Source organism: Mesorhizobium shangrilense, assembly GCF_040537815.1.
Taxonomy (GTDB): domain Bacteria; phylum Pseudomonadota; class Alphaproteobacteria; order Rhizobiales; family Rhizobiaceae; genus Mesorhizobium; species Mesorhizobium shangrilense.
In genome coordinates this window covers 2,362,831-2,388,731 of record NZ_JBEWSZ010000001.1, presented here as the reverse complement: position 1 = coordinate 2,388,731, position 25,901 = coordinate 2,362,831, and the positions used below count along the sequence as shown (strand labels likewise).

Genomic DNA, 25,901 nt, shown 5'->3' with positions numbered 1-25,901 from the left:
AGCCGCCGCACGGGAAAGCACGGGGCCGCAACACTTTAGTCAGTCATCGTGTTCCCCCCGGCGGCAGCGGGCCCCCATCGCCCGCTGCCGCGTAATTTCAGGGCTGAACTGGCGCTGTTCTTGGAAAGTGCCGAACGGCTACGCCATGCTCAGTACAAGCATGCCGCCCGGGATCGCCGGGTGATTTTGACGCAACGACGTTCAAAGAAAAGATTTATGGCCATCGCCTGATCAATTTAGTCGCGATGCGTATTGGAGAAGGCCACAATGCACGTGCCGGCCACTCAACCTTCCAGCGAAATCGCGTATAACGGCTCTATGAAGATTCTCGTTATAGAAGATGACCGCGAGGCGGCCGATTATCTCCAGAAAGCCTTCACCGAGGCCGGCCACACGGCACATGTCGCCGGCGACGGCGAAACCGGTTTTGCGCTCGCCGATTCCGGTGACTATGATGTGATGGTCATCGACCGGATGATGCCGCGCCGCGATGGTCTGTCCGTCATCGCCGGCCTGAGGTCCAGGGGCAACACCACGCCCGTGCTGATCCTGTCGGCGCTTGGCGAGGTCGATGACCGGGTGACCGGTCTGCGTGCTGGCGGCGACGACTATCTGACCAAGCCCTATGCCTTTTCCGAACTCCTCGCTCGCGTCGAGGTGCTGAACCGCCGTGCCAGCGCCAAGGAGTCCGAGACCGTCTATCGGGTTGGCGATCTCGAACTCGACAGGCTTTCCCATTCGGTGCGCCGTGCGTCGCGCGAGATCACGCTGCAGCCGCGTGAATTCCGTCTGCTCGAATATCTGATGCGCCATGCCGGCCAGGTGGTGACGCGCACGATGCTGCTCGAAAATGTCTGGGACTATCATTTCGATCCGCAGACCAACGTCATCGACGTTCATGTTTCGCGGCTGCGGGGCAAGATCGAAAAGGGTTTTGACAAAGCCATCCTGCACACGGTTCGCGGCGCCGGTTATATGCTCAAGAGCGGCTAGCATGGCTCTTTCCGTGCCGGCTATCATGAAGACGACGGCGGCGCGGCTTTCGGCGCTGTACCTGCTGCTCTTCGCGCTCTGCGCGGTCCTGCTGGTCTTCTACATGACCTCGCTGTCAGCGCGCATGCTGACCGCGCAGACCCAGGACACCATCAACGACGAGGTTCTCGGTCTCGCCCGGGCCTACCAGCGCGGCGGCCTGCCCATCCTGGTGCGCGTGGTGGAACAGCGATCGCGCCAGCCCGGCGCCAATCTCTATCTGATCGCCGACGCCAACGGCCAGATCCTGACGGGAAATGTGCAGAGCCTGGAGCCGGGGGTGATCGATACCGAGGGCTGGACAACCGAACCATTCTCCTACCGCCGGTTCGGCGAAGGTGAACTCGACCGGCAGCGCTCCGGTGCATCTGATCCGGCCACCCCTCAGTCTGGTGATGCGGTTGCCCAGCCCGAAGGCGAGAAGGGTCACAACGCCATTGCACTTGTGTTGCGGCTGCCGAACCAGATGATCATGCTGGTCGGCCGTGACCTCGGCGAGCCCGAGCGTTTCCGCGCCGTCATTAAACGTTCGCTGATGCTGGCTCTCGGCATGATGGGGCTTGGCGGGCTGCTGATCTGGTTCTTCGTCGGACACGCGGCCCTGAAGCGCATCGACAGCGTCTCGGAGGCGAGCCGCCGCATCATGGGTGGCGACCTGTCCGGCCGGCTGCCCGTGACGGGTGCCGGCGACGAGTTCGACCGGCTCTCCGAAAACCTCAATTCCATGCTGGCCAGGATCGCCACGCTCAACGAGGGGCTGAAGCAGGTCTCCGACAACATCGCCCATGATCTGAAGACGCCGCTCACGCGGCTGCGCAATCGCGCCGAGGCAACGCTGTCCGGCAAGCACAACACCGCCGCCTATCGTCAGGCGCTGGAAGGCACGATCACTGAATCCGACCAGTTGATCAAAACCTTCAATGCCATCCTGATGATCTCGCGGCTGGAGGCGGGCTATTCGTCCGAAAGCACCAGCAAGGTCGATCTGGTCGAGGCCGTGCGAGACGTCGTTGAACTCTACGAGCCGGTGGCCGAGGAAGCCTGCGTGTCGCTCGAAACAGCTGTCCAAGGCAATTTCATCATTGGTGGCAACCGTGAACTGATTGGCCAGGCTCTCTCCAACATCGTTGACAACGCCATCAAATATTCGACCGATGCGACGGATAAGCCAAGAGTGGTCGTCACGCTTGAGCGCGCCGACCACCAGATCAAGCTCTCGGTCGCCGACAATGGCCATGGCATCCCAGACGATGCCGACCGTGCTCGCGCGACCGAGCGTTTCGTGCGGCTGGAAAAAAGCCGCTCGCAGCCAGGCTCGGGCCTGGGCTTGAGCCTCGCCAAGGCGATCATGAAGTTCCACAACGGCCAGCTTGATCTTCTGCCTGGCAATCCCGGACTATCCGTGATCATGAGTTTTCCCGAGCGGGGGGATCACTGATGACGGCAGGTAATGTTGCGGATCGTGTCGAAACCGGCTGGCTTTTGCAGCCAGTGGCAAAACTGGCGCCGCTTGACGCAGGCCGTGCCAGACAGGAATTGTCGGAGATCGCCTCGGCCGCACGGGAAGAGGAGCTTTCCAGGCTGGCGAAATTCCTGGCCGGCAAGGGCGCCAGCCAGGAATTCCTTGCGGCGGTGTTCGACCTGTCGCCTTTCCTGCGCGACACGGCGCGCCGCCGCCCGCAAATCCTCGAAGCGCTTTTCGATCAGACGGTCGATGCCCGGCTGATTTCCATCGGCGCCGAGATCGATAGGGCGCCGCGCGCGGAGCCGGTCTCGGAATCGGGGCTGATGATGGAACTGCGGCGGCTGAAGTCCGAGGCGCATTTCCTGATTGCCCTGGACGATCTCGCCGGCGTGGCCGAGACCTCATTGACCGTGCGGCGCCTCAGCGATCTCGCCGATGCCTGCACCCGCGCCGCCGTCGATTTCCTGCTTCGCGATGCGCACGGGCAAGGCAAGCTGAAGTTGCCCGATCCCGAAAACCCGTCGCGGCAATCGGGCTGGATTCTGCTCGGCATGGGCAAGCTCGGCGCGCATGAGCTGAATTTCTCCTCCGACATAGACCTGGTGGTTTTCTTTGATCCGGACGTGCCCGCCGTCATCGATCCTCTCGACGCGACGGAACTGTTTTCGCGCCTGACCCGCCGGCTGGTCCGTATTCTTCAGGACCGCACTGAGCACGGCTATGTTTTCCGGACCGATCTGCGGCTTCGCCCGGATCCCGGTTCGACGCCGCTGGCGATCCCCGTCGAGGCGGCGCTTCGCTATTACGAGGCGCGCGGCCAGAACTGGGAACGCGCCGCCATGATCAAGGCGCGTCCCGTGGCCGGCGACCTGGCGGCGGGTGCCGCCTTCCTCAGGGAACTCCAGCCCTATATCTGGCGCAAGTACATGGACTACGCGGCGATTGCCGACGTTCACTCCATCAAGCGCCAGATCCATGCCCACAAGGGCCATGGCGAGATCGCGGTGAAGGGCCACAACGTCAAGCTTGGCCGAGGCGGCATCCGCGAGATCGAGTTCTTCGTCCAGACCCAGCAACTGATCGCTGGTGGTCGTTTCCCCGAACTGCGGGGGCGGGAAACCGTGCCGATGCTCGGCCAGCTTGCCGCGCGCGGCTGGATCACCACGGAGGCACGCGACGCGCTGGCCCGGCAATACTGGTTCCTGCGTCGCGTCGAGCACGCCGTCCAGATGGTTGCCGACGAGCAGACGCACATGCTGCCCGAGGACGATGCGGGGCTCGAGCGCATCGCGCGAATGCTGGGCTTTGCCAGTGCGGCGACCTTTGCCGAGGCATTTCGTGCCTCGCTGCACCAGGTAGAACGCCACTACGCGGCGCTCTTTGAAACCGCGCCAGAGCTTTCTGCGGGCGTCGGCAATCTGGTCTTCACCGGCGATGTCGACGATCCCGACACGTTGCGGACCTTGCACGGCCTTGGCTTCCAGCGGCCAAGCGACATCTGTCGCGTCATCCGTGGCTGGCATTTCGGCCGCTATCGCGTCACCCAGTCGGCGGAGGCACGCGAACGGCTGACGGAACTGACCCCGGCGCTGCTGCAGTCCTTCGGGCAGACGCGCCGCGCGGACGAAGCGTTGATGCGCTTCGACGAGTTCCTCGCCGGTCTGCCCGCGGGCATCCAGCTGTTTTCCCTGCTTCAGTCCAATCCGGCCTTGCTGAAGCTGCTGGCGACGATCATGGGCGCGGCACCACGGCTCGCCGCTATCATCACGCGCCGCCCCCATGTTTTCGACGGCCTGCTTGATCCGGCCCTGCTGACCGAATTGCCGGATCGTGCCTATCTGTCGGCCCGGCTTTCCGCCTTTGTCGAAGGCGACAGGGCCTATGAGGATGTGCTCGACCGTTTGCGCATCTTCGCATCGGAACAGAAATTCCTGATCGGTGTTCGGCTCCTGGCAGGGTCGATCGATCCGGCGCGGGCCGGGCGCGCCTTTTCCGATCTGGCCGATCTCACCATCGAGGCGGCTTTGCAGGCGGTGACGGCCGAATTCGCGTCACGCCACGGCAAGATTGCTGGCGGTAGGGTTTCGCTGCTCGGCATGGGCAAGCTTGGCAGCCGCGAGTTGACCGCTGGATCGGATGTCGACCTCATCCTGCTCTACGATCACGATGAAGACGCAGAGGAATCCGACGGCGACAAGCCTTTGGCGCCTTCGCACTACTACACCCGCATGACGCAGCGGCTGATATCAGCCGTATCCGCGCCGACCGCGGAAGGTGTGCTCTACGAACTCGATCTTCGCTTGCGGCCATCCGGCAACAAGGGGCCGGTGGCCACGCATGTCGATGCCTTCAAGAAATACCAGCGCCAGGAGGCCTGGACGTGGGAGCATATGGCTCTGTCGCGAGCGCGCGCGATTGGCGGCGATCCTGCCCTGTGCAGCGAAGTCGAAGCCGAGGTGGCGGCAGTGCTTGCCCTGCCGCGCGACACCGCCAAGGTGATGGCCGAGGCCTCCGACATGCGCGCCATGATCGAGAAGGAGAAGCCGCCGCGTGATCTCTGGGACATCAAGCTGATCCCCGGAGGCTTGATCGATCTCGAATTCATCGCCCAGGTGGCCGTGATCGCCGGGCAGGTCGAAGCCCTGCCGCGCGCCACCGGTACCGCCGAGATTCTGTCCCGTCTGGCGCCTGACTTCGCCGATGCCGGGGTCCGGCAGGAACTTGGCGATGCCTATGCGCTCTATCTGGCGCTGACCCAGATGACGAGGCTCTGCCTTACCGGTGTGTTTGAGCGGAACGACGTTCCGCCGGGACTTTCGGATCTGCTCCTGGCGGTGACCGACCTGCCGGATTTCGGTGTGCTTGAAGCGCATCTCAAAGAGACGTCGCGAACGGTCAGGAAGGACTTTGACCTTTTGCTTCGCACGAAACGACGGTGATGACTGGTTGTTTCGGACAGCATCGGGGGTGAACGATGCAACAGGAGAATATCGTGAGAAAGACAACAAAACTCGCATTCGCCTTCATCGCCCTGGCCGGAGCCATCGGCACCGCCGCATACGCAGACGAGAGTTCCCGTGGGGACGGTCGCGATGGCATGACGATGCGCCTCAACAAGGTCATGAAGGACTCTAACGGCACCATCACCTTCGATCAGTTCTCGGATGCCATGGATAGCCGTCTTAAGAAAATGGTCGCGGACAATGGCGGCAAGCTTACGGTGGAGCAGCTCGCCGACGCGCTGGAGAAGGCGCGCTTCGAGCAGATGGCGAAGCGTATCATTGCCCGCTATGACGCCAAGGGCGATGGCACGCTGACGGCCGATGACATTACCGCGCGCGAAAAGAAGGTGTTTGCCATGCTTGATCGCAACAATGATGGCAAAATCGAAAAGAGCGAACTGCCCGGTCGCATTGGCCAGCATGGTCAAGGAGGCGGTAGCGATAACGACGACGACAGCAGCATGCAGTAATCATGGTCCATGAACCTGAACAGGTTCCGGCGGCGCCGACCGCCGGGGCCGCATTCCCAACATAGGCTTCTGGGCGTTCAGGCGGCAACTTTGATTTGCGATGTCGCCTTTGTAACCGGAATGCGAACCGAGACGATCGTGCCGACGCCTTGCGTCGAGCGGATCTTCAGGGCACCACCCTGAAGCTCGGCCAACGAGCGCGAGATGGCGAGGCCAAGGCCCGATCCCGCATGGCTCTTGGAGAACTGGTTCTGCACCTGCTCGAACGGGCGCCCGAGCTTGCTGAGCGCCTCCTTGGGAATGCCGCAGCCATTGTCCTCGATCGTCAGGATCAGCGCCCCTGAGGTGTTGCGGGCCCTGACCGATATGTGCCCGCCCTGGCCGGTGAATTTCACGGCGTTGGACAGAAGATTGATGACGATCTGCTTGATCGCCCGGCGATCGGCGAACAGCGTGATCGCATCGGCGATCCGGGTTTCGACGGTAATCGACTTTTCCTGAGCCTGCAGCGAGACGACACGAACCGTTTCGCTGATCAGCGGCCCAAGATCGATCTCCTCGCGGTCCATCGAGAATTGACCGGCTTCGATCTTCGACATGTCGAGGATGTCGTTGATCACGCCCAGCAGGTACTTGCCGCTGCTGTTGATGTCGGTGGCATATTCCTCGTAGCGCTCCGAGCCCAGCGGTCCGAACAGGCCTTGCTCCATCAGTTCCGAGAAGCCGATGATGGCGTTCAGCGGCGTGCGCAACTCGTGCGACATGTTGGCGAGGAATTCGGATTTGGCCCGGTTCGCCGCCTCCGCGCGCTCGGTTTCCTTCATGTATTTGCGGTTGAGGTCGACCAGTTCGCTGGAGCGTTCTTCCTCCGCCCTGCGGGCGAGGCTGAGGTCGTGGATCGTTGCCATCAGCCGGCGTTCGCTGTCCACCAGCTTCTCCTGGTGCAGCTTGATCTGGGTGATGTCGGAGCCGACCGAGACGATGCCGCCGTCCCGGGTGCGCAATTCGTTTACCTGCAGCCAGCGGCCGTCTGCAAGTTGCCGTTCGAAGGTGGCGCCGCCTTGCGGGCCGTTGGCATTGGCCAGCCGCCGCTCGGAGGCGAAGGCCAGCATGCGCTCTTCCAGAATGGCGCGCGAGGCACCGGGCATCACGTCGCGATCCGACAGCCCGTTGTCCTTCTGGTATTTCGAATTGCACATGATGAGGCGCTGGGTGGAATCCCACAGCACGAAGGATTCGTTGATGTTCTCGATGGCCGTGCGCAAGCGAAGGTCGGCGGCTTCGGAGCGCAACGCCAGATGCCGTTGTTCGGTGACGTCGACGGCGATGCCGATCAACTGGATTTCCGGTGCCTCCGGGTCGATGACCTGCGCCCTTGCGCGCATCCACACCCATTGCCCGTCGGCGTGCCGCATCCGGAACACCTGGTCGATATGGTCGATCTCGCGTGAGACGATCCTGTTGGCCAGCTGGAACAAGTCGCCATCCTCGGGGTGAATGATCTCGTCGACCTCTCCGAAGGACAGCATCGTGTCGCAGGGCTCGTAGCCGAGCATGTCGTACATCGAGCGCGACCAGTACATCTTGCCGCGCACCATGTCCCAGTCCCACAGGCCGCAGCGGCCCCGAACCAGCGCCATGTCGATGCGCTGATGGGCCTCGAGATAGATACGGTCGGCGGCCTGTGCCCGCGCCGCCTGGCCGAAATACGCGTAGAGGATGACAATGAGTACGCCCGCCGTCAGCACGAACAGCGTGACGTTCAGCGACACTGTCTTGCGCCAGGTATCGAAGACCGCTTCCCGCGGAACAAGCGCTGCCGCGGCGCCCTTCTTGCCATTTGCGAGGCTGACGGCCGCGTACCAGTCCTTTCCGCCGATGCTGACATCCATGACCCCGGCGCGATCGCCGAACATGAACAGCGGCTGGCCACCCTGGACCAGGCTGTCAAGCGTCCGTCCTTCCCAGCGTGTCGATTGCGGCGTCACCGCAACGATCTTGAAGTTGCTGTCGGTGATCGCAAGCACATGGCTTCGGCCCATCGCCGCCTGACGGCTGGTGCTTTCCAGGAGGTCCTGCGTCATGCCGGGCGCCATGTTGGCATCAACAGCGATCGCGCCGGCAAGTTGGCCCGCCGCCAGCGCCAGGATTGTCTTGGCGTCACGTTCCACGTCGTCGCGCTCGTTCATGAGCGACAGCAGCCTGAGCGCCGCGACGACGATCAGGAAAATGATGATGAGGGCGGGGATCGATCGGCGCAAAAGCGGCTCCGCTGCAAGCAGCCTTTTGTAGGCAGGCTGGGCGATGAGCCGCGTGTTGCCGGCGAGACCGTCGCTTCGGGTCTCACGCCGCTCAAAAGCTGTCCCGCCGGGCGCGCCCCACGCGTCCGCCTTCGCCATAAATGGCTCTCCCCGATTTTCAGTATGCCCTGACTACAGGCTTGGCGATCCGGCAAACGCCGCACTTCCGAATCGCCATTAAAGAATCAAAGGTGATTCGCCTTGTCCATAGGCGCGGCAAAAAAATATTAAAAATAGACTAAAATAATGTCTTTCCGGCCGCCGCGACCTTACTCGAATGAGCCTGGACGAACTAAACCAGCGTGCGCTCGACGATGTCGCGCAAATCAGCCGACAGGTTCTCGGCGTTTGCAATCGCAAGCAGGGCTTCCCGGGCCTTGGCCTGTCGGCCTGGTTCGAGCGAACGCCACGACCTGAGCGCCGTCGCCAGCCGCGCGGCCACCTGTGGATTGCGCTTCTCGACTTCCAGCACCGTCTCGGTGAAAAACCGGTAGCCGTCGCCGTCGGCGCGATGGAAACCGGTCTGGTTGGCGCTGGAGAAAGTGCCGATCAGCGAGCGCACCCGGTTCGGGTTGGCCATCGAGAACGCTGAATGGCGGGTGAGGGCGCGAACAGTGTCGACGGTTTGCGGACCCGGCACGCTGGCCTGGATCTGGAGCCACTTGTCCATGACCAACGGATCGTCAGCGTATACAGCCTCGAAATCGGCCAGCGCCTTGATCGCCTCCGGCGAACCATGGTGGCGGTGCGCGAGCACAGTGAGTGCCGCCGCGCGATCCGTCATGTTGGTCGCGGAATGGAAATGATCAGCCGCAAGCTCACGGCCTGCGGGCAGCAGGGAGAGGTAGTCGAGCAAGATGTTGCGCAGGGCACGTCGGCCGGCGCTCGCCGCATCCGGGCTGAACGCGTCATCGTCGACAAGGTGATCGTAGAGGTCGGAAAATAGCTTCTTGTTCGCCGTGGCGATCGCCAGCGCCAACGCTTCACGGCTCCTGAAAACAGCGTCCGGATCAATGTTCTTGCCGATGTCACGGGCGATGTCGGCTTCGCTGGGAAGCGCCAGCGCCAGTGCCCGGTAGGCGGGCTCAAGCGTTTCGTCACCGGCGATCTTGCCGGCAAGGTCGGTAAGCCGTGACGCGAAGACGGACGGCTTGCCGCCGAGGATCTGGCGGAAGGCGGCAATCAGCGCGTCGGTCAAGATTGTGTTGAAGGCTTGCCAGCGCGAGAAGGCGTCGCTGTCATGGCCGGCAAGGAAGAACTGGTCGTCGGCCTTCTGTTCGACCGAGAGTGTCACCGGCGCCGAGAAGCCGCGATTGAGCGATACGGCGGGCCGCTCGGCAACACCCGAGAAGCGCACGACATGCCGGCGCTTGCGGATGTGGATGACTCCGTTCTCCACGGTCGCGCCTTCCACGCTGCTGTAGGCGACGGGTTCACCGTCGGCACCGACCAGGCCGAAGGCGAGGGGAATATGCATCAGCCGTTTGCGGCTTTCGGACGGCGTCGGCGGCACGGATTGCTCGATTTCGAGGGTGAATTCCCGCGATCCCGGATTGTGTGTCGAACTGACGGTCAGGTTGGGAGTGCCCGCCTGATGATACCAGAGCGCGAACTGCTGTAGGTCGCGGCCGGAAGCGTCCTCGAATACCTTTATGAAATCCTCGATCGTCGCCGCCTGGCCATCATGACGCTCGAAATAGAGGTTCATGCCGGCCCGGAAGGTCTCGTCACCGAGGATGGTGCGGATCATGCGCACCACTTCCGAACCCTTTTCGTAGACCGTCGCCGTGTAGAAATTGTTGATCTCGCGGTAGCGGCGCGGCCGCACCGGGTGCGCCAGCGGGCCCTGGTCCTCGGGAAATTGATGCGCCCTCAGCGTGCGCACTTCGGCGATGCGCTTGACCGCCCGGGAGCGCTGGTCGGCGGAGAATTCGTGATCGCGGAAAACCGTCAGCCCTTCCTTGAGGCAAAGCTGGAACCAGTCGCGGCAAGTGATTCTGTTGCCAGTCCAATTGTGGAAATACTCATGCGCGATGATCGCCTCGATGTTGGCGAAATCGGCGTCGGTCGCGGTCTCCTGATCGGCCAGAACATATTTGTCGTTGAAGATGTTGAGGCCCTTGTTCTCCATGGCGCCCATGTTGAAGTCGGACACGGCGACGATGTTGAAGACACCCAGGTCGTATTCGCAACCGAACGCCTCCTCGTCCCATCGCATCGACCGCTTCAGGGCATCCATGGCGTAGCCGGCGAGCATTTCCTTGCCTGGCTCGACATAGATGCCGAGTTCGACCTTTCGGCCGGACATGGTGACGAAACTGTCGGTGACCTTGCCGAGATCTCCAGCCACCAGGGCGAACAGATAGGACGGCTTGGGGAAGGGGTCGTGCCAGACCGCATAGTGCCAACCGTCGGTGAGATCGGCGCTTTCGACCGGGTTGCCATTGGACAGCAGCAGCGGCGCTTCATCGCGCCGGGCTTCGATCCGCACCGTGTAGACGGAAAGGACATCCGGGCGGTCGAGAAAATAGGTGATGCGGCGAAAGCCTTCGGCCTCGCATTGCGTGCAGTAGACGTTGCTGGACCGATAGAGACCCATCAGCGTTTCGTTGCCGGCGGGCGCGACTTCCGTTTCGATGACGAGCTGGAAACGCGGCGTGGCCGGCACTGTGGTGATCGTCAATTGATCGGGCGTCGCCATATAATCCGCCGGCTCCAGCGGGCGACCGTCGATCTCGACACGCAGCAGCGTCAGCCCGTCCCCGTCCAGCACCAGCGGCGCTGATGCCGAGACTCCGCCGCGGCGTTCGACTGTCAGCACGGCAATAACGCGCGTGGCTTGCGGTGAAAGGCGGAAGGTCAGGTTGGTTTCCGGAATGAGGTAGTCGTTTGGGCGATAGTCTTCGAGTTTGAAGACCTGGCCAGTGTCCGTGCGCATTCCGTGGGTTTTCCTGTCGATTCCAATGGCCGTGGATCGGGCCGTTCGTCCAAAAATTCGAAGTCCGCGCTCTTTACACGAAACGGCCCCTCGACAAAACTAGAGCAATGCCTATTTCAGGCGTTCGTTCTCCAATCATCCCCGCGAGGCATCCATGACCGTCATCACGCCGAAATTCGGGATGGGCGCCTCCGTGCTGCGTCGCGAGGATGCTGCCTTCATCCAGGGCCAGGGCCGTTATACCGACGATATCCAGCCGACAGGCGTTTTGCATGGTTATGTGTTGCGCTCGCCCGTGGCCAAGGGATCTTTCACGATCGCTTCGACCGACGCGGCCAGGGCCGCTGATGGCGTCCATCTGGTGTTGACGGGTAGGGATATCGCCCATCTGGGCGATCTCAAATCCGGCGTGATGCAGAAGCAGCCGGACGGAACGAGGGCACCGACCCGGGACATTCCGATCCTGTGCCGCGACCGCGTCAACTATGTCGGCGACGCTGTAGCCTTCATCGTCGCCGACAGCCGCGCGCTGGCACAGGATGCGGCAGAACTGATAGAGGTCGATTTCGACAGCGAGGACGCTGCATCCGGCACTGCGACGGCTCTGGCAGAAGGTACGCCGCTGGTCTGGCCAGAACTCGGCTCCAACCGTGCCTTCAGTTACCACATGGGCGACAAGGGCAAGACCGACGCGGCGTTTGGCCGGGCCGATCATGTCACCCGCATCGAATTCATCAACAACCGGCTGGTCTGCAACTACATGGAGCCGCGCTCGGCGATCGGCGAATGGAACACCGCCGAGAACCGCTTCGTGCTGACCACCGGGTCGCAGGGCGTGCATTCCATGCAGTCCATCCTGGTGGACCTGTTCAAGATCAAGAAGGGCCAGCTGCGCGTCATCACGCCGGATGTCGGTGGCGGTTTCGGGCCAAAGAGCTTCGTCTATCGCGAATACCCGCTGGTGCTCGAGGCTGCCCGGCGCCTTGGCCGCCCGGTGAAATGGGCGGGCGACCGCACGGAGCACTTCCTCACCGACGCACAAGGCCGCGACAATGTCGTGGCCGCCGAGATGGCGCTGGACAAGGACGGCCGCTTCCTTGGCATGAAGGTGGACCTTCTCGCCAATATCGGCGCCTATGTCTCGCAATATGGCCCCTACATCCCCTATATCGGCGTCACCATGTCGACCGGCGTCTACGACATCCAGGCGTTGGATGTCTCGGTGACCGGTCTCTACACCAACACCTGTCCGGTCGATGCCTATCGCGGCGCTGGCCGCCCCGAGGCGGCCTTCCTGTTGGAAAAGCTGGTCGATGCCTGCGCCCACGATCTCGGCCTTCCGGTCGAGGAAATCCGCCGGCGCAACTTCATTCGGCCCGAGCGGTTTCCCTACCGCACGCAGACCGGTCGCCTCTACGACAACGGTGAATTCGCTGGCCACATGGATCGCGCCATCGAGAAGTCCGAATGGACGGCGTTTCCGAAGCGGCTCGACCAGTCAAAAGCCGGGGGAAAGATCCGTGGCATCGGCATGGCGACCTATATCGAGGCCTGTGCCTTTCCAGGCTCCGAGCCTGCCTTCGTCGAATTGAACGGCGACGGCACGGTGACGTTGAAGATCGGCACCCAGACCAACGGGCAGGGCCATGCGACCGCCTATGCGCAGTTCCTGTCGGAAAAGCTCAATCTCGACATTGATAAGATCCATGTCCGACAGGGCGATACCGATGAGTTGAAGGCTGGCGGCGGCACCGGCGGTTCGCGCTCCATTCCGCTCGGCGGCGTTTCGGCGTCACGTGCCGGCGAGGACCTTGCCAACAAGATCAAGCGCATCGCCGCCGACGAGCTGGAAGCCTCCGCTGGCGACATCGAATTGTCCGATGGGGTTGCCCGCATTGTCGGCACCGACCGTACCATCGATTTTTCGGCGATCGCCAAGGCCGCGAAGACCCCGGACGATCTCAAGGGCTTCGGCGAATTCGTCCAGGACGAATGCACCTATCCGAACGGCACGCATATCTGCGAGGTCGAGATCGATCCCGATACCGGCACGACGGACATTGTCCGCTACACAATCGTTGATGATTTCGGCGTTACGGTGAACCCGGTCCTGCTCGCCGGCCAAGTGCATGGCGGCGTCGTTCAGGGCATCGGCCAGGCGTTGACCGAGGACACGATCTACGGCGAGGACGGACAGCTTCTGACGGCGAGTTTCATGGACTATGCCATGCCGCGCGCCGACAATTTCCCGTTCTTCCATTTCGAGACCCGCAATGTCCCGTCGACCACCAACGCGCTGGGCATCAAGGGCGCGGGTGAGGCCGGCACGATCGGGTCGACACCTGCGGCGTTGAACGCGGTGACCGACGCCCTTTATCGTGCCTATGGCGTTAAGCATATCGACATGCCGGCAACGCCCGCGCGCATCTGGGCGACGATCAGGGAAGCAGCCAGACCATGATCCCGAACCGAAGACCCGCGTCAGCGGAAAACCGGAACCGGTTTTTGGAAAAGATCATGGTCAAACAAGAAGATAGAGTCCCGTCCCGACTGTATCGGGATGGGTTGGACTCGAAGTGACAGCCGGTCCGGGCAACCCTGCGGTCGCAGCCAGCAATCATGCAGTCGGGCACAACGCGCTCACCGGCATCATGCTCAAGGTCATGTCGGTAGCGGTTTTCGTCGCCATGTCGACCTGCATCAAGGCGGCCGGCATCGTGCCGGCGGGGCAGATCGTCTTCTTCCGGTCTTTCTTCGCCATCTTTCCGATCATCGCCTTCCTGGCCTTCAAGGGAAAGCTCGCCACCGCCTTCACGACCAAGCGGCCCCTGAACCACATTGCCCGTGGTCTCGTTGGTGTCTGCGCCATGGGGCTCACATTCTTCGCGCTGACCCGCCTGCCGCTGCCGGAGGCGATTACACTGAACTACGCGCAGCCGCTGCTGGTGGTCGTGTTCAGCTCGATCTTCCTCGGCGAAGCCATTCGAGTCTACCGATGGAGCGCGGTCGCGGTCGGCCTGGTCGGCGTGCTCATCATCTCGTGGCCGGAACTGACCCTGCTGACTTCCGACGAGGCGCTCGACGACCAGGAAGTGCTCGGCGTCGCGGCCGCCCTGGTCGCGGCGGCTATCTCGGCCATCGCCATGCTGCTGGTCCGCAATCTCGTGCAGAGCGAGCGTACCGCGACCATCGTGCTGTGGTTTTCGGTGACCGCCAGCGTCATGTCACTCTTGTCGCTGCCTTTCGGCTGGCAGGTGCTTACGCCACTGCAGGCAGGCCTCTTGGTCACCGCCGGCTTTTGCGGCGGTCTCGGCCAGATCCTGATGACTGCTGCCTATCGCCATGCGGAAGCATCGGTCGTGGCGCCCTTCGAATACACATCGATGATCCTCGGTGTCGTCGTCGGCTATCTGGTCTTTGGCGATGTCGCCAGCATCAACACACTGATCGGTGGTGTGATCGTCGTCGCTGCCGGCCTCTTCATCATCTGGCGCGAGCGCCAGCTCGGCCTGGAACGCACCCGCACGCGAAAGGCCGCCCTGCCGGAGGGGTAATCAGGACGTTTCTGCCCGCTCCTTCGCCATCCGCACCAGCACCGTCCGTGTCTGCTCGTCGGCCGGGAAAAAGGATTCGATTGCCAGTTCCGACAACGTCACGTCCAGCGGCGTGCCGAACACGGTAATGGTGCTGATGAAGGATAGCACGCGATCGCCATGCGCCAGTCGCAGCGGATGCACGATCGCGCTCGGCTCGACCGGTGTCGGCCGGCTGCCTTTCAAGCCTGACGGATAAGTTTGCAGCTCCTGCTCGAGTTCGACCAGCACCGGGTCGCCGGAGGCATCGTTCTGGTGCTTCAGCCGCTCGAGCAGATGCGCCCGCCATTCCGCGAGGTTGACGATGCGCGGCGCGATGCCACCGGGGTGCAGGCTGAGACGAAGCACGTTGACCGGCGGCGTCAGCAAGGAGACGTCGGCGACACCCGTCAGGAAGGGAGCGAGCGCGGTGTTGGCCGAAACCAGATTCCAGTGCCGGTCCACCGCCAGCGCCGGGAAGGGCTCATGCCCTTTAAGCACGATCTCGACAGCCGCCATCGCCGGCGCCAGCGAGGCATCGGTAAGGGATCGTTCGCCAAAGCTAGGCGCGAAGCCTGCCGCCAGCAGCAATTGGTTGCGTTGCCGGAGAGGAATCGACAGCTGCTCGGCCAGATGCAGCACCATGTCGCGCGAGGGCGCTGCCCGGCCGCTCTCGACGAAACTCAGATGTCGCTGCGAGATATCCGCTTCCATGGCGAGGTCGAGTTGGCTCATCCGCCGGCGCGTGCGCCATTCACGAATGAGGGTTCCGGCGGAAATCTGTGCTGTTGTCATGGCGCATGCCTAGGCTGGCGGCGACAGCATTTCAATTACCTGGGAGGTTATGGATCCGTCCCTTGCCCTGGGAGAAGGAAAGGACGCCCGCCTTCATCCAATCGCGCGCAACTTCGCCTTCACTTCGAGAAAATCCCGCCACGCCAGTTTCTTGTGCGCCGGCGTTCTCAGGAGATAGGCCGGATGCAATGTCGGCATCGCTGGTATGGCGGTGCCAGAAACCGTCGTGTGGACCCGCCAGTTGCCGCGCAGTCTCAGTATGCCCTCGGTCGTATTGAGCAACGTCTTTGCCGAAGGGCCGCCCAGATTGACCAGCACCTTCGGATTGACCAGCTCGATCTGTCGTTCGATGAACGGCCGGCAGATCTCGGTCTCATGCGGCGTTGGTGTGCGGTTGCCCGGCGGCCGCCAGGGAATGACGTTGGCAATGTAGGCCGACGTACGGTCGAGCCCGATTGCGGCAAGCATGCGGTCGAGCAGGCGTCCGGAGCGGCCGACAAAGGGCAAGCCTTCAATGTCCTCGTCCCTACCGGGCGCCTCGCCGACCAGCATGATGAATGCGTCGGGATTGCCGTCGGCGAACACCAGGTTCTTGGCGGTGAATTTGAGATTGCAGCCATCGAACTCAGCCATCCTCTGACGAAGCTCGTCCAGCGTCGTTGCCGTCGACGCCAACTGGCGCGCCAATGCCGCTTGCGCCTCGTCGGGAACCGTTGCCGTGGCAGAGGGCTGGGAAACGGGTGGCGCTTTCGGCCGCTCGTCGCTCCCGCCGCGCGTAAAGGTGGGAGGCTGCAGTTTCGCCGCGCCGTCGACCTGCGCCTGCTGGGGCGTGGCTTCGCCTCTCGCCTGTGGTTGCGGTCTGGCTGCGGTCTCGGCAAACCTGTTTACAGGAGCATCTTCGAGCGCGTCGTCGACACCGGCGCTGGCATAAAAGGCCAGCAGGTCGCGCAGGTCCGGCAGGTTGTTCTGGGAAGCGGCAGTCATGGTTTCACAATCGTCCGCATGGCGCCAATTTGCAAGTTGTGCATGTCGCCCAAAGTGCGCAGCGGTTTTGGGATGACGACATGCACCATTAAATTCATGTCGCCCACTGACGCGAATCTCTACGTCGACGGTATGCGCGGTTCCTGCACAAGATAGAACCGCCATTTCGGCGCGTAGTCCGTGATCAGGAAGTCGAAGGTCGCGGTCTTGAGCGGGTCGATCTTGCCGTTGCGGAACAGCAGGCGGTCATAAGGCTCCATCTCGCGGTCGTAATCGGCGAAGCTGCTGGACCAGATGTTGGTAGGCGTCTTGTTGGCCTGGTCGAAGGACAGCCCGTCGCCAAACACGCTGGGTTGGCCGAGGATCGCCTGCAATTCGAACTGGAACTCGATCCATCCCTGGCCGCCATTGTTGAGCACGTCTATGCGCATATAAAGCAGGCCGGTGGCAAACTCGCCAGGCGTGCCGAACGGTTGGATCGGTTCCACGGCACGGATGGTCAGCGTCACCGCTGTCGCCGAATTGAGCTCTTCGGTAATAACGAACGGATCGTCCTTGCTCCCGCTGCCCGAGGCACCGGTAATGTGGAAGCCGCCAAGTTCATCGGAGAAAGAGTAGGCTCCGGTCGTCCAGACCGTTTGCCCGCTTGCTGGCGTTGGAAGCACAGCCAACAGCAAAGGGGCCAGAAATGCCATTCGGCAGATCTGGCCTGCTGAAAAGAGAAAGCGCGTAGACGAAAAGCCGAATGGCTCGGGAATGCGCATGAAACCAAGTATGACTGATAAGTCAGTCGTCGAACAATTGAAAACATCAGGAGGGGCGGGCCTCTCCCCTCAGGCGCGACTTTTTGTCGAAATCGGCATTGTCACGTATGCGCCGGTTTCCTGTCGCCAATTGATGCGCTATGCAGCGCAGGAGCCAGCAAGATACCCGAATGGGACAAGCCAGTGCGGAGGGGTTGATGAGCGATATCGAACGCGAAAGCATGGAATTCGACGTGGTCATCGTCGGCGCCGGTCCAGCCGGCCTCGCCGCCGCGATCCGCCTCAAGCAAGTCAACCCCGAACTTTCCGTCGTCGTCCTGGAAAAGGGTGGCGAAGTTGGTGCTCACATCCTGTCCGGCGCCGTCGTTGATCCCATTGGCATCGATCGTCTGTTGCCGGGCTGGCGCGAAGAGGAGGGACATCCCTTCAAGACACCGGTCACTGCCGACCATTTTCTGGTCCTCGGTCCGGCCGGCTCGTTCCGCCTGCCCAACATCCTGATGCCGCCGCTGATGAACAATCACGGCAATTACATCGTCTCGCTCGGCAACGTCACCCGCTGGCTGGCGGGCAAGGCCGAGGCGCTGGGCGTTGAGATCTACCCGGGCTTTGCTGCTGCTGGACTGCTCTACAATGAGGAAGGCGCCGTCACCGGCGTCGTCACCGGCGACATGGGCGTCGAGAAGGACGGCACGCACGGCCCGGGCTTCGCGCCCGGTATGGCGCTGATGGGCAAGTATGTGCTGATCGGCGAGGGTGCTCGCGGCTCGCTCGCCAAGCAGCTGATCGCCAAATACAAGCTTTCCGACGGTCGCGAACCCGGCAAATACGGCATCGGCCTGAAAGAGCTCTGGCAGGTCAAGCCGGAGAACCATCGGCCGGGCCTTGTCCAGCATTCCTTCGGCTGGCCACTCGATATGAAGACCGGCGGCGGCTCCTTCCTTTATCATCTCGAGGACAATCAGGTGGCGGTCGGTTTCGTCCTCCACCTCAACTACAAGAACCCCTATCTGTCGCCGTTCGAGGAATTCCAGCGGTTCAAGACCCATCCGGCAATATCAGGCACGTTCGAAGGCGCCAAGCGGCTGGGTTATGGCGCGCGCGCCATCACCGAAGGCGGCTGGCAGTCGGTGCCGAAACTGTCGTTCCCCGGTGGCGTCCTGATGGGCTGCGCGGCGGGCTTCGTCAACGTGCCGCGCATCAAGGGATCGCACAATGCCGTGCTGTCCGGAATGCTGGCCGCCGAGCATGTCGCGGAAGCGATCGGAGCCGGCCGTGCCAATGACGAACTGGTCTCTTATGAGGCGGCCTGGCGCTCGACCGATATCGGCAAGGACCTGAAGAAAGTCCGCAACGTCAAGCCACTGTGGTCGCGCTTCGGCACCATCGTCGGCATCAGCCTCGGCGGGCTCGACATGTGGCTGAACACGCTGTTCGGTCTCTCGCCCTTCGGCACGCTGAAGCATGGCAAGGCCGACTATGCCGCGCTGGAGCCTGCCGCTCAGCACAAGAAAATCGCCTATCCGAAGCCAGATGGCGTGCTCACCTTTGACCGGCTTTCCTCGGTATTCCTGTCCAACACCAACCATGAGGAAAACGAACCGGTCCACCTGCTTGTCGGTGACATGGACCTGCAGAAGCGCTCCGAACATGATGTCTTTGCCGGACCTTCGACACGCTATTGTCCGGCCGGTGTCTACGAATGGGTCGACAAGGACGGCAACAGCGCCGCGGACCCTTCGGCCAAGGACGTTCGCTTCGTCATCAACGCGCAGAACTGCGTCCACTGCAAGACCTGCGACATCAAGGATCCGAATCAAAACATCAACTGGGTGCCGCCGCAGGGCGGCGAGGGCCCGGTGTATCAGAACATGTAAGGTTGGATGCCTGAGCGGGCCATTGTCGGCCGGAACATGATCCAGGCGGCCATTCGCACGACCGTGTAAGGTCGCCCAAGACCGTTGAAGCCGGTGGGTACTTGTGGTCTCCTTGTTTCGTTGCAAGGGAAACCGAGATGCGTTTGACGACCGTGACATTGCTGGCGGCGGTTGGCGTAGCTGGCTGCTTTTCGTCCACGGCTTCGGCCGGCGTGAAGATCAACGTCGTGACGCGGACATACGACGTCACCGGCACGTCGGGCCAGGCGTTGGTTGCCTCGATGGACCGCAGCGGACCGAGGCATGGTTTCATGGCCCGTGCTATCGCTCAGACCAATTATACCAAGACCTGGGATTTCGACTTCACCAAAGCCAAGGGCGCCTGCCGCATCAAGCAGGCCAGTGGCACGCTTAACCTGAATTTTGTCTACCCACGTATAGCTTCCCCGATCTCGCCGGCGCTCGAAAAGCACTGGAAGCGGTTTATCGATGGCGTCACCGCGCATGAGGAGACGCATGGCCGCATCGCCAGGGAAATGATGGCCGCCACCGACAAATCGTTGACCGGCCTGACAGTCCCGGACGATCCGCAATGCTCCAGGACGCGGCGGGAAGCGAAGCGCCGCATCGACGCTATCTATGACGAGTACGAAGACAAGCAGAATGCCTTCGATGCCAGGGAGCATCGTGAAGGCGGCCATGTCGAATATCTTCTCAACACGCTGGAGGCGCCTTAGCGCCAGGTCAGAGGGAGACCGTCGCCGTCTCGGGCTCGTCGGTCGGTTTCTGCTCCTGTGGCCTCAGTGAGAATTCCACCATCACCGGATAGTGGTCGGAACCCGTATTCTCCAGCGTTGCCGCGGAATGGAGCAGCACTGCGCCTTTGCTGAAAACCTGGTCGATTGGCAGTCCCGCGAAACGCAGGACGTCCGGCAGCTTGCGGTAGAGCCAGGTCGGTCCGACAGACGGCATCAAGCGCAAGCCGCCGATATCGGCGACCCGGCGAACGGCGGCGCTCCACGGCACCGCGTTGCAGTCACCCGCCATGATCGCGGTCTCGGCCAGCGAGGCCAGGGGATCCGACAACTCACCGATCTGTCGTGATTGCTCGAACGGCCAAGGCCAGCCGAGATGGATGGCGGCGACATCGATGTCTATTCCGCCGAAGTCGACCGTTGCGATCGCCATGGCGCCGCGGCCAAAGCAGCGTTGCTCGGTTCCAGCCGAGAAGGGGCGTCTTGATACGATGCCGACGCCAAACACGCCATTGGGGAACGGACAGAAGATCCGGTAGGGATAGATGCTGGAGATGAGCGAGAATTTATCCTCCCACATCTCGGAAACCTCTTCGAGCGTTATCACGTCAGGGTTGGTCCGGCCGATCAGCGACAGCACTTTTTCGGGCGTCGGGTTGTTGAACCGCAGGTTCATCTGCAGCAGCCGGTAGACAGCCTGGTTGTCGCTCTTGGCCTCGAACCCGGCCTGGACCGGCCACAGGCGAGGCAGCGGCAGTGCATTCGAGGTGGTCGAAAAGGCAGCCACAGCGAAGAGCAGAGCGGCCGCCGCCTGCACGCGGAACGTCGTGGCAAGCAATGGTAGCGCGCAAAGCGCCATCAGCACGGCCAGATGGACGCGAAAATGGGAAAGGGAATCCAGTGCCGGGTGCAGCGTCCCGAAAAACCCGGCCACCAGCGGTACCGAGAGGGCGAACATGGCGACGAATGTCGCGGTAGTCGCCATGTATCGAATGCGTGCCATCGGCTTGCTTATCGGTAGAATTGCGGCTCAATCAAGATGGCGAAATACTCGCCGACTACTGGAATGCCGTCTCCGAAAAACTTCTGAGTTTGCGCGAATGCAGACGCTCCATCGGCATTTCCGACAGCTTCTCCATCGCCCTGATGCCGATGGTCAGATGTTGCGCCACCTGGCGCTTGTAGAACTCGGTCGCCATCCCCGGCAGTTTGAGTTCACCGTGCAGCGGCTTGTCGGAGACGCAAAGCAGAGTCCCATAAGGGACCCGGAAGCGGAAGCCATTGGCCGCGATCGTCGCCGATTCCATGTCGAGCGCGATGGCCCGAGACTGCGACAGGCGCTGCACAGGACCACGCTGGTCGCGCAGTTCCCAGTTGCGGTTGTCGATCGTGGCGACGGTGCCGGTGCGCATGATGCGCTTGAGGTCGTAGCCGGACAGGCCGGTGACTTCAGCGACGGCTTCCTGCAGCGCCACCTGGATCTCGGCCAGCGGCGGGATCGGCACCCAGACAGGAAGATCGTCGTCGAGGACGTGATCCTCCCGCACATAGGCATGCGCCAGCACATAGTCGCCCAGGGCCTGGGTATTGCGCAGGCCCGCGCAGTGGCCAAGCATCACCCAGGCATGCGGCCTGAGCACCGCGATGTGATCGGTGATCGTCTTGGCGTTGGACGGACCGACGCCGATGTTGACCATGGTGATGCCGCCATGGTCCGGCTTCTTCAGGTGGTAGGCCGGCATCTGCGGCAGGCGCGGCGGCGCCACACCTTCGCTGGGCGCGCTTTGTCCGGCCTTGGTCACGACATTGCCTGGCTCGACGAACTCGCTATAGCCACCGCCGCCTTCCGACATCAGCGCGCGCGCCCTGGCCACGAACTCGTCGATATAGAACTGGTAGTTGGTGAACAGCACGAAGTTCTGGAAATGCTGCGGCGTGGTCGCCGTATAGTGCGACAGGCGATGCAGCGAATAGTCGATGCGCTGTGCCGTGAAAGGCGCCAGCGGCCTTGGCTCGCCGAAAGCCACTTCAAATGTGCCGTTGGCGATCTGGTCGTCGGTGCCGTCGAGGTCCGGCACGTCGAACAGGTCGCGGATCGGCCGCTTGATGCGCTCGGCGGCAGCGCCGTCGACATGCGTGCCTTCGAGGAAGGCGAAATGCAGCGGAATGGGCGTGGTCGATTCCGAAACGGTGACCTCAACGCCGTGATTGCGCATGATCAGGCGCAGCTGTTCGACGAGATAGCTTTCAAACAATCCAGGCTGGGTGATGGTGGTCGAGAAGTGCCCGGGCGTCGGCATATGGCCATAGGCTTGGCGCGAGTCGACCTGGGTGAACGAATTGGTGGTGACGCCAATCTCCGGGTAGAAAGCTCGGTACCGTTTGCTGTTGTCGCCGCCCGCGGCCAGCGCGGCAAACGAGTCACGCAGGAACTTGGTGTTGCGGTCGTAAAGAAGCTGCAGCGCAGCGACTGCCTTTTCGGCATCGTCGAAGCTTTGCCGGCCAAATGGCTCCGGCATGACGACTGATTCGATGGCTTGTGGATAGATTCGCTTTTCCATGGCTCAATATAGAGACTTGGAATGACGGTTGGGAGGGGGGGCGTTGGCCGATGGCGGCAAAAGCGCGCTTTTTCTTTTGCCGCAAGAGCTTGGGTGCGTCTGATGAATCAATCTGGAAGCATCGCGCTTAACCGCGTTGCAGGCTGACCAGAAGCACGAAGCCCACGCCCGACTTCCTCATCGCCGGTGCATCGATCGTCGAGCCGCCATTGGCGCGCATTGCGGGTACGGCCAGGACAGGAGCAGCAAGCACCAGCAGGATGAGCGCCGCCCGCGGCAGAAGCCGAAGGGTCTTGAGTGCGTTGGCGGCGATGAGGTTCATGGCTTTTGCTTTTCTTTCGAGGTCTTGGCGCTGTGTTTCAGTGGCGCGGATAATCGGGGCAGGCGACACCGCACGTCCTGGACCCGGTCTCTTCCCATGAGTGGGCCGGACGGCCGGCTTCGGCGACGAGGATGGCGAAGAACATTCCGAAGAGGCTCATCAGCAGGCAGACGATGGTGAAGCGGCGGGCGAGCATTGGCTGGGTGTCTCCTTCAACACGCAGGAGAATGCTTGATCGCGACTGAACCGGCTCTGATGCCGGCATTCATCTGCCGTTCAAATTCATTGACAATTTTAGCAATCGGCCACGGCTGATGCGTCTGGCATGCGACAGCCGGGCCGCGAGATTTCCGGCCATACGAAAACGGGGCCTCGTAGGGCCCCGTTTGTAATCCGCCAGGATGGAACGATCAGAGTTTGTGCCAGGTCTGACTCTTGCAGATCAGCCCGCCCAGCACGCAGCCACTCATCTTCAGCGACGCGCCAGACAGGGTCGCCTTGCCGGAATAGGTCTTGTCGCTTGCCGGATCGGTGATGTTGCCGGCGTATTTGTTATCCCCGGCCGGCTTGAGCGAGCCAATGGTCTTGCCGGCATACTTGCCTGTCTTGAGTGTGATGGAGAATGAACCGGAGCCCGAGATGGCCGCGGTATCGCCAGCCTGTGTCTTCCAGTTGCCTTCGATCGGATCGGCCCAAGCCGCGCCGGCCATGATCAACGTGGCCGCGAGGGCCAGGCTCATTTTTCGAAACATATCTGTCCTCCCTGTGGGTTTCGCGGACTGGTGCTCCCCGCCTGTCTGCCGCTTACGCAAACGTAAGCTAATCCAGCTCCCGGCAAAACAAAAGCGGTGTCGCAACGGCAACAGCCAGGATTTTCGGGGTGCTCGAAATCGACCACGCCGGGCAGAAAATGAAACGATCGATATCGAGCCTTTGTCTTCCGTGGTTAGCAGAGTGTTGATCGTCGCCTCGGAAGTTTTCGTCAAATTTGGCCGAAACTGCCGCGATTGCTGACTTTGTATCCTTAACGAATTTCCACGTTTACTTATTGTTTTAGCTTTGTTTTCTTCAAATTAAGCACGCCATTTAACGACGGATTCAAGCCTCCAAGGCATTCTCGAAAGCATCGGAAGAGCAGCCCGGAAGACAAGACGGAAGCCGCTCTCGGGAGCCTGACAGGGCCAGGAACAGGGGATTGAAATGGCACGTTTTGAAATGCTTGAAGCCGGTTTTGGCGCCATGGGCGCGACTGCCCAGGCCGACATTCTTTTCGAACTGGGCATGATGTATGCGACCGGTCGCGACTGCGAGACCGATGTTGTCGCCGCCCACAAATGGTTCAACATCGCCGCGATCAAGGGCTCGGTCCGCGCCGCGGAATTGCGCTCGGAACTGTCGGCGGCAATGTCGAAGGCTGACATTGCCAAGGCGCTGCGCGAAGCCCGCGAATGGATGACCATGCACTGAGGTCCGCCGATCGCGCAGATATTGATCGAAGACAGGGAAGCTCCGGATCAAGGCCGCAGAGACGGCCGGACCCGGGCGGAATGAAAGACCGCGCAAGACGGTCAGGAACATGAAGAACAAGAACGCGGCGGGCTGAGAGCTCAAGCTGCGCGGTCACAGGGAAGGCGAGCGGGGTTCAGGCGCGCTGGCGCCTGGGGATTGCTCGACGGGCAAAAAGAGCCGCGACCGGCCGGAACAAGGCCAGCGCGGCTTTTTTGCGTGGATGACGCAGGGCAGGCCCAATCGAGTGCCACCAATGCGCCTAGACAGGCCATGCGAAGGATGAAATTGTCCCGCCTCTCTGAAAGAAGCGCGGCCGGGGCGGCCGCGCGCGAAGTGGAGGAGTTGTTTCAACCATGAAAAAAACGAGTATTTTGAGCGCGGCCATTTTCGGCCTGATGATGAGTGCGCCGGTCGCATTCGCCGACGACATCACCTTTGCGGTGGTCGGTCCGATGACCGGACAACTCGCCACCATCGGCGACCAGTTCAAGCAGGGCGCGCAGGCTGCCGCCGATGCCATCAACGCCGCAGGCGGCGTCAACGGCTCGATGATCAAGCTCGACATCGAAGACGACCAGTGCGATCCCAAGCAGGCTGTTTCGGTGGCCAATCGCATCATCGCCAATGGCGTCAAGTTCATCGATGGCCACGCCTGCTCGGGTTCGAGCATTCCGGCGTCCGCCGTCTATGCCGAAGCAGGTGCTCTGATGATGAGTCCGGCATCTTCCAACCCGGTGCTGACCGACGCTGCGGCGAAAGCCGGCTGGCCGACGATCATGCGTCTTTACACGCGTGACGATGCGCAGGGCGCGTTCATCGGTCCCTGGATCGCCAAGAAATATGCTGGCAAGAACGTCGTCATCCTGCATGACAAGAGCGCCTACGGCCAGGGCGTGGCTGACGCCGTCAGGGCAACGATGAATACCGGCGGTCTCAAGGAAGTGTACTATGACGGCATCAATGCCGGCGAGAAGGATTACTCGGCGCTCGTCACCAAGCTGAAGGATCTCAAGGCAGACGTCGTCTATTTCGGCGGCTATCATCCTGAAGCTGGCCTGATCCTGCGTCAGTCGGCGGAACAGAACCTGAAGTTCCAGCTGATCATGCCGGATTCCATCGCCTCGCCGGAGTTCTGGCAGGTCGCCGGCCCGGCCGGCGAAGGTACGCTGTTCGTGTTCCCGTCGGATCCGCAGGCAAAGCCGGAAGCCAAGGCAGCCGTCGAGAAGATCAAGGCTGGCGGCTTCGTGCCGGAGGGCTTCACGCTGTTCTCCTACGCCACGATCCAGGCTTTCGCCGAAGGCATCAAGCGTGCCGGCAGCGACGATCCGGCCAAGGTTGCCGAAGCGTTGAAGAACGGCACGCCGATCAGCACCGTTGTCGGCGATGTCACCTTCGACGAGAAGGGCGACCTCAAGAACGCCAGCTACGACATCAACCAGTGGCATGACGGCAAGTACGCGCCGATCGCGCAGTAATCGCTCCGGCGAGCAGACACCCTGAAGAGATGGCCGGGCTTGTCCCGGCCATTTTTCATTTCAGATCAGGCCACTTGTGC

Annotated in this window: 20 protein-coding genes; 10 read left to right on the top strand and 10 right to left on the bottom strand. The window is 61.9% G+C overall.

What is annotated here, in order from left to right; all coding sequences use genetic code 11:
* Positions 1–318: 318 nt before the first annotated feature.
* From ABVQ20_RS12085 to ABVQ20_RS12070, 4 genes are read left to right on the top strand one after another with little or no spacing between them, the layout of a single operon-like run.
* Entirely contained in the window at positions 319–993 is a 675-nt protein-coding gene (locus tag ABVQ20_RS12085; protein WP_227348348.1) for a response regulator transcription factor, read from the top strand.
* A 1-nt stretch (position 994) separates the two neighbouring features.
* Positions 995–2,470 (top strand): sensor histidine kinase, encoded by a 1,476-nt coding sequence (locus tag ABVQ20_RS12080; protein WP_354459719.1) that lies wholly within the window; start codon positions 995–997, stop codon positions 2,468–2,470.
* Positions 2,470–5,436, top strand: a complete 2,967-nt coding sequence (locus ABVQ20_RS12075) for a bifunctional [glutamine synthetase] adenylyltransferase/[glutamine synthetase]-adenylyl-L-tyrosine phosphorylase (RefSeq protein ID WP_354459718.1) — start codon at positions 2,470–2,472, stop codon at positions 5,434–5,436. Before ABVQ20_RS12080 ends, ABVQ20_RS12075 begins: the two co-directional genes overlap by 1 nt.
* A 35-nt stretch (positions 5,437–5,471) precedes the next feature.
* Positions 5,472–5,969, top strand: coding sequence for an EF-hand domain-containing protein (locus ABVQ20_RS12070; protein WP_354459717.1), 498 nt, complete (start codon positions 5,472–5,474; stop codon positions 5,967–5,969).
* Between the two features lie 77 nt (positions 5,970–6,046).
* On the opposite strand, the gene ABVQ20_RS12065 is transcribed toward ABVQ20_RS12070, so the two are convergent.
* Together ABVQ20_RS12065 and pepN are read right to left on the bottom strand one after the other, a co-directional pair.
* Entirely contained in the window at positions 6,047–8,368 is a 2,322-nt protein-coding gene (locus ABVQ20_RS12065) for a PAS domain-containing sensor histidine kinase (RefSeq protein ID WP_354459716.1), read from the bottom strand.
* Between the two features lie 193 nt (positions 8,369–8,561).
* On the bottom strand, positions 8,562–11,207 hold the full coding sequence (gene pepN / locus ABVQ20_RS12060; RefSeq protein WP_354459715.1) for an aminopeptidase N: 2,646 nt from the start codon (positions 11,205–11,207) through the stop codon (positions 8,562–8,564).
* 154 nt (positions 11,208–11,361) lie between these two features.
* On the opposite strand from pepN, the gene ABVQ20_RS12055 reads away from it, so the two are divergent.
* Positions 11,362–13,668 (top strand): xanthine dehydrogenase family protein molybdopterin-binding subunit, encoded by a 2,307-nt coding sequence (locus ABVQ20_RS12055; protein ID WP_354459714.1) that lies wholly within the window; start codon positions 11,362–11,364, stop codon positions 13,666–13,668.
* A gap of 115 nt (positions 13,669–13,783) precedes the next feature.
* Complete coding sequence (locus ABVQ20_RS12050; RefSeq protein ID WP_435528338.1) at positions 13,784–14,761, top strand: DMT family transporter; 978 nt, start codon at positions 13,784–13,786, stop codon at positions 14,759–14,761.
* Here ABVQ20_RS12050 and ABVQ20_RS12045 read toward each other — a convergent pair whose 3' ends face one another.
* From ABVQ20_RS12045 to ABVQ20_RS12035, 3 genes are all read right to left on the bottom strand, one after another.
* Complete coding sequence (locus ABVQ20_RS12045; RefSeq protein ID WP_354459713.1) at positions 14,762–15,574, bottom strand: helix-turn-helix domain-containing protein; 813 nt, start codon at positions 15,572–15,574, stop codon at positions 14,762–14,764. It abuts the gene before it with no gap.
* A gap of 93 nt (positions 15,575–15,667) precedes the next feature.
* Entirely contained in the window at positions 15,668–16,558 is an 891-nt protein-coding gene (locus ABVQ20_RS12040; protein ID WP_354459712.1) for a uracil-DNA glycosylase, read from the bottom strand.
* Between the two features lie 119 nt (positions 16,559–16,677).
* Positions 16,678–17,322, bottom strand: a complete 645-nt coding sequence (locus tag ABVQ20_RS12035; RefSeq protein ID WP_354459711.1) for a hypothetical protein — start codon at positions 17,320–17,322, stop codon at positions 16,678–16,680.
* 197 nt (positions 17,323–17,519) lie between these two features.
* On the opposite strand from ABVQ20_RS12035, the gene ABVQ20_RS12030 reads away from it, so the two are divergent.
* Together ABVQ20_RS12030 and ABVQ20_RS12025 are read left to right on the top strand one after the other, a co-directional pair.
* Entirely contained in the window at positions 17,520–19,199 is a 1,680-nt protein-coding gene (locus tag ABVQ20_RS12030) for an electron transfer flavoprotein-ubiquinone oxidoreductase (protein WP_354459710.1), read from the top strand.
* 137 nt (positions 19,200–19,336) lie between these two features.
* Complete coding sequence (locus ABVQ20_RS12025) at positions 19,337–19,936, top strand: DUF922 domain-containing protein (protein ID WP_354459709.1); 600 nt, start codon at positions 19,337–19,339, stop codon at positions 19,934–19,936.
* Positions 19,937–19,943: 7 nt separating this feature from the next.
* Here the strand turns inward: ABVQ20_RS12025 and ABVQ20_RS12020 are convergent, their stop codons facing one another.
* The 5 genes from ABVQ20_RS12020 to ABVQ20_RS12000 form a co-directional block, all read right to left on the bottom strand.
* Positions 19,944–20,957 (bottom strand): endonuclease/exonuclease/phosphatase family protein, encoded by a 1,014-nt coding sequence (locus tag ABVQ20_RS12020; RefSeq protein WP_354459708.1) that lies wholly within the window; start codon positions 20,955–20,957, stop codon positions 19,944–19,946.
* A 55-nt stretch (positions 20,958–21,012) separates the two neighbouring features.
* Complete coding sequence (locus tag ABVQ20_RS12015; RefSeq protein WP_354459707.1) at positions 21,013–22,473, bottom strand: AMP nucleosidase; 1,461 nt, start codon at positions 22,471–22,473, stop codon at positions 21,013–21,015.
* Between the two features lie 169 nt (positions 22,474–22,642).
* The gene (locus ABVQ20_RS12010) at positions 22,643–22,837 is read right to left on the bottom strand and encodes a hypothetical protein (protein WP_354459706.1); all 195 of its coding nucleotides are present in this window, start codon (positions 22,835–22,837) and stop codon (positions 22,643–22,645) included.
* A gap of 37 nt (positions 22,838–22,874) precedes the next feature.
* A complete protein-coding gene (locus tag ABVQ20_RS12005; RefSeq protein WP_354459705.1) occupies positions 22,875–23,033 on the bottom strand; it encodes a hypothetical protein in 159 nt (52 codons plus the stop codon).
* Between the two features lie 214 nt (positions 23,034–23,247).
* Positions 23,248–23,589, bottom strand: a complete 342-nt coding sequence (locus ABVQ20_RS12000) for a DUF2147 domain-containing protein (RefSeq protein ID WP_354459704.1) — start codon at positions 23,587–23,589, stop codon at positions 23,248–23,250.
* 448 nt (positions 23,590–24,037) lie between these two features.
* On the opposite strand from ABVQ20_RS12000, the gene ABVQ20_RS11995 reads away from it, so the two are divergent.
* Together ABVQ20_RS11995 and ABVQ20_RS11990 are read left to right on the top strand one after the other, a co-directional pair.
* Positions 24,038–24,304, top strand: coding sequence for a sel1 repeat family protein (locus ABVQ20_RS11995; protein WP_354459703.1), 267 nt, complete (start codon positions 24,038–24,040; stop codon positions 24,302–24,304).
* A 395-nt stretch (positions 24,305–24,699) separates the two neighbouring features.
* Positions 24,700–25,821 carry an ABC transporter substrate-binding protein gene (locus tag ABVQ20_RS11990; protein WP_354459702.1) on the top strand — a complete coding sequence of 374 codons (1,122 nt, stop codon included), beginning with the start codon at positions 24,700–24,702 and terminating at the stop codon, positions 25,819–25,821.
* Positions 25,822–25,901 lie beyond the last annotated feature (80 nt).